6 protein-coding genes are annotated in these 5021 nt (G+C 29.4%); 1 reads left to right on the top strand and 5 read right to left on the bottom strand.

Annotated elements, in window-relative coordinates; genetic code table 11:
* From GX756_06755 to GX756_06735, 5 genes are all read right to left on the bottom strand, one after another.
* On the bottom strand, nt 1–760 hold a 760-nt coding region (locus GX756_06755), incomplete at its 3' end, for an aminoacyltransferase (protein NLC17558.1).
* On the bottom strand, nt 750–1280 hold the full coding sequence (locus GX756_06750; protein ID NLC17557.1) for a GNAT family N-acetyltransferase: 531 nt from the start codon (nt 1278–1280) through the stop codon (nt 750–752). The genes GX756_06750 and GX756_06755, both read right to left, overlap by 11 nt.
* Nucleotides 1277–1906, bottom strand: coding sequence for a sugar transferase (locus tag GX756_06745; protein ID NLC17556.1), 630 nt, complete (start codon nt 1904–1906; stop codon nt 1277–1279). The genes GX756_06750 and GX756_06745 overlap by 4 nt, the downstream gene beginning before the upstream one ends.
* A 1-nt stretch (nt 1907) precedes the next feature.
* Nucleotides 1908–2957 (bottom strand): hypothetical protein, encoded by a 1050-nt coding sequence (locus GX756_06740; protein ID NLC17555.1) that lies wholly within the window; start codon nt 2955–2957, stop codon nt 1908–1910.
* A 48-nt stretch (nt 2958–3005) separates the two neighbouring features.
* Nucleotides 3006–4121 carry an aminotransferase class I/II-fold pyridoxal phosphate-dependent enzyme gene (locus GX756_06735; GenBank protein ID NLC17554.1) on the bottom strand — a complete coding sequence of 372 codons (1116 nt, stop codon included), beginning with the start codon at nt 4119–4121 and terminating at the stop codon, nt 3006–3008.
* 268 nt (nt 4122–4389) lie between these two features.
* Between GX756_06735 and GX756_06730 the strand changes: the two genes are divergently transcribed.
* Nucleotides 4390–5021 (top strand): Ku protein (locus GX756_06730; protein NLC17553.1); only part of this gene is annotated, 632 nt, incomplete at its 3' end.

Raw genomic sequence — 5021 nt, 5'->3', positions numbered from 1 at the left:
TTATTGCATATCTTAATATATAAGCAGGAGATAAATATAAATACTCATTTAAAGAGCCTGATAAATGCATATGTATTATTTTATCATAAATAAAATAAAATCCTGCTGCAATAGTTTTTCCTCCAAACAAAGCTTCAACCAAAACAATATTATTCTTAAAATAATGTAAAGCCTTATTAAAATAATCATCATTAAAATAATAAAAAGATTTGGCTTTATTTCTATCCATTGTAGAATAATAAATGTCTTTAAATGTGCTAACATCTTCTGGCGCTTTTATAATTCTATAACCAACACCTTTATTTAAAGCTTGTCGTATGTTTTTTCTGCAACTTTTAGAAAACTCTGCTTTAATGGGATCATCAAAATTTTTTAAATTTGTTCCTAAAGTTTTTCTATCAAAACAAACATCATATATATCATTAAAAAGCTGAGCATTGTTGAAAATAGGATGAAATCTAATAAATTCGCTTACAATGAAATTATTATTACAAAATATTTTAAAATCTTTATAAAAGCCTTCGATTAAATCTTTTTGTTTTCCTGGAACACATTCTAATATTATTGGACCGCCATAGCCGTAAGGGGTGATAATATCATAATAAATATTATCATTAATATAAATTGGAATTTTTCTTTTTATAAATTGATGTTTAATTTTACCATATTGATTTTCAAAATTAAATATTATTGCTGACCCTTTTTCTATATCTTCATATAATTTTCCATAATTATCATCAAAATATATATCACTTATCACAATAAAACTCCTTACGTTTTAAAGAAAGTACTTTTATATTATGATATTTCCCTTTTTTATAAATTCTATCTCTAAGGGTAGCTTCCTCTATAAAACCCAATTTATTAAAGAGATTTAAAGATGGTAAATTGTATTCAAGTACTTGGGCTGTTATTAGATTAAGATTAAGTTCTTCAAAAACATAATTAATTAATAATTTCATAGCATTATAACCAATACCCTTTCGTTTTGGCGCTGAACTAGCTAATTTAATATAAATACTACAAACTGAATTTTTGAAATCAATATCTTTTAATCCTATTGTCCCTACAACTCCATAAGATTTTGATTCAATCATTAACCTTAATGTATTATTATCAAGTCTATTTATAATCCAATTTTTTTGTTTCTCATCATTCACAGGAAATGACCATCCTAAAACGCATGATTCAATTTCAGGATCATTAATCATTTCTTTAAGTATTTTATAATCATTAATTTCAATATCTCGTAATATTAAATCATATCCCATTAAATTCATAGATTACCCTCTCTCTGTTTTTTTCTATATTCGTCAAAATCTATTATCTCAGTCGTGCCTCTAATTGAGACATTAGATTTTGTAATAACTTTTAATAATGTTTTAATAATTATTTTTACATCCAAAAGAAAAGATATATTGTTAACATATTCTAAATCATATTTAAATCTATCTTCCCAATTTAAGTTGTTTCTACCATTAATTTGTGCAAGTCCTGTTAAACCAGGTCTTATAAAATGTCTTTTATTTTCTTCTTCAGTATAATATTCTAAATATTTAACAGCCAATGGTCTAGGTCCTACTATGCTCATATCTCCTTTAAAAACATTAAAAAGCTCTGGAAGCTCATCTATTGAATATTTTCTCATAAAATAACCAAACTTCGTAAGTCGTTTTATATCTGGCAATGGATTGCCTTCCTTGTCTTTTTTATTAGTCATGGTTCTATATTTAATTATTTTAAATATTTTGCAATTTTTACCGGGCCTTTCTTGAACAAAAAATGGATTACCTTTCATAAAAATTGCAACAATTGGAGTAAAAATTATAAAAAAAGGCAACAAAATTATTATAGCAATTCCACTAAAAATAATATCAAATAACCTTTTAAACACTTTGTTATACATATTAACCCCTAAAAACCTTTATTATACGATGCATGTCTTCTATAGAATATCGTTGGTCAATTATCAGAGATAAAATTTTATTATATATATCTTTAATATCTTCCTTATAATAGTGTTGTATTTCAAATGGTATTTCCCAATGAATAGGACAATAAATATCATTTTGAATTAGCTTTTTATGGTAAAAATCGCGTTTTTCTTTTGTTTCAAATAATACAGGCAAAAAAAGAGGACAACATTTTTCTTTATATAATATTTTAAAGTATTTTAATTTTTTTAATTCATTATATAATGATAATGAATTATTTTTTCTAGCTTCTATTACTTTTTGAACATTAATGTTATTTAAAATTTTTAATGATTCAATAGAAATATCCTTTTCTTTATAATCATTTTTAAAATATAAATTTGATTGCTTAAAATAATTAATAAAAGAAGATTTATCGCCTATTCCATTTTTTATATATTTGCTTTTTAATTGCATTGCCATTTTTTTGATTTTAATAAAATCATAATTAATTATAGATTTTACTAAATCTATCTTCTTACCTTTTTTTACCATTAGTGCTCCATCTAGTATAGGAAACCATTTTCTTAAACTAGCAAAATAGTAATCATCATATTCAACGCACAAATCATCACTTAATAATGAATGCGTTATATCATGTATTATGGGCAAATTATACTTTTTAGCAAACTTAATAATCTTGCGATAATAATCATTATCGAAAAAAAAATAATCACATATATATATAGCAGTATGATTAATATTATTAATTTCTAAATCTGCATCAAATTTATTTTTATTTATTTTAATATAATAAAAATATATATTTAAACCATTTTTTCTTACTACACTGATTATAGATGCACACAAATAAGAAGGCAAAAGAATGTTGAGAATCTTTTTTTGAGTTATTAAGTCTTGTAATATATAATCTAATGCAGTCCTGCCACAAAAAACATATTGTGCATTTGCAAACTTATTAAAATAATTATCACCATTTTCTAAATCATCTTCATACCAAAATTCACTACCTATTTCTCTCATAAACATCTACACTCTTTTAAAAATTAAAAGCATAAAAAAATTGTTTCTCTACTCATAAAAAACATCTTTAATAACTTTTACCACCAAATCAAGCTCTTTTTCGGTCATTTTGGTGTCGCTGGGCAAACAGAGCCCCCTTGAATATATATCTTCGCAAACATTGTCAAAGGTAATATATTCATAACCTTTATATAATGGTTGCATGCTCATCGGCTTCCAAATCGGCCTTGATTCTATGTTTTCTTTTTCAAGAGCGGTAATAATGTCAAGCGGTTTCACTTTTGATTTTGGATCAATCAAAATGCAAGTAAGCCAATTATTAGAAACAGCGCCCTCTGTCGCAGGCATAAAACTTATTTCTTCTATTGACGCCAATTCTTTTTTGTAATAATTGTTAATAAAGGTTTTTTGTTTGACTCTCAAATCCAAAACTTTTAACTGTCCTCTGCCTATCCCGGCGCATATATTGCTTAACCTATAATTATAGCCAATCTCTTTGTGCTCATAATGCCTTGCGGGCTCCCTTGCCTGGGTCGCCCAATATTTAGCTTTTTGTATATATTCTTCATTATCCGACAGCAGCATTCCGCCGCCCGAGGTAGTTATAATCTTGTTGCCGTTAAAGGACAATATCCCCAGATCGCCAAAGTTGCCCGCTTTGATACCCTTGTATGACGAACCCAAGGCTTCGGCTGCGTCTTCCACTATAGGCGTGTTATGTCTTGCCGCTATGCTTTTTATTTGGTCGTAATCGGCGGGATTGCCATAAAGATCAACCACAGCTAAGGCCTTGGGATTGGGATATTTTTTGTAAGCTTTTTCCAAAACCTCGGCCGATATATTCCAAGTGGCGTAATCGCAATCAAGAAAAACAGGAACAGCACCGCAATAAAGAATGGGATTGCAAGTGGCCACAAAAGTCAATGACGGCGCAAAAACTATATCGCCTTTGCCAACGCCCAAAGCTTTTAGCGCTAAATGAATGGCCGCCGTTCCCGAAGACAACGCTACGGCGTTTTTGGCGTTAAGATAATCACAAATTTCTTTTTCAAAATTATCAACATTTTCGCCTAACGGCGCTATCCAATTGGATAAAAAAGCTTGGTTTATATACTTCATTTCCTCCCCGCCCATATGAGGCGAAGACAAATATATTTTTTCCATTATGCCACCCTAAAAATTATCCCTAAAGCTACGAAATAATTATATAAAAAATTATAGCATATTTAAATATTTATTCAAAGAACTAATCAATGAATTAATATATTATTTTAATTTTTTATTAAATTATTTTTAATTTTTAGCATATGCCGCCTTATTTTAGTATTTTAAGTTTTTTTACATATATTTTGAACAATAATAATATAAAAAGCTATGTTATTATTAATACAATTTGCTTTGGGTTTTTGTTGGGTTATTTAGGAGAAAGATTATGGCGATGAGTAAGGCGTCCATTACCTTTGGGCTTGTTTATATTCCGGTTAAACTTGAGATTGCTGTTAGAAGCAATAATATCAGCTTTAATCAGCTTCACCGCAAGACTAAGGAAAGGATACGGTATAAAAAGTTTTGCCCAAGCTGTAACGAGGAAGTAAGCCCCCAAGACATAGTCAAGGGCTATGAGTATGAGCCCGACAAGTATGTGATTTTTGAGGAAGAAGACTTTGAAAAAATCAAGTCCCCAAAAGACAAATCCATAACCATAGAGGCTTTTGTGGATATCAAAGAGATTGACCCGATTTATTTTGCCAAGTCGTATTATGTCCATCCCGACGGCGCGGCCAAGCCTTTTGAGCTGTTAAGGGCGGCTATGCAGGAACAAAACAAGGCTGCAATCGCCCGCACGGTTATGTCCCACAAACAAAACCTTGTTTCTTTGAGGATCAAAGATAATGTAATGATAATGAACATTATGTATTTTCACGAAGAAATCAGCGCCCCGCCCGTTTATAATACTTCTATCAAAATCAACCAAAACGAGCTGGAACTCGCCAAACAATTAATAGCGAGCATGAGTTCTAAGTTTGTCCCCCAAGACTATATTGACGAATACCGCGCCAAACT

This window comes from Clostridiales bacterium, from assembly GCA_012512255.1.
Classification (GTDB): Bacteria; Bacillota; Clostridia; order Christensenellales; family DUVY01; genus DUVY01.
The sequence above is the reverse complement of the archived record's forward strand: the minus strand, read 5'-3'. Positions and strand labels throughout refer to the sequence as shown.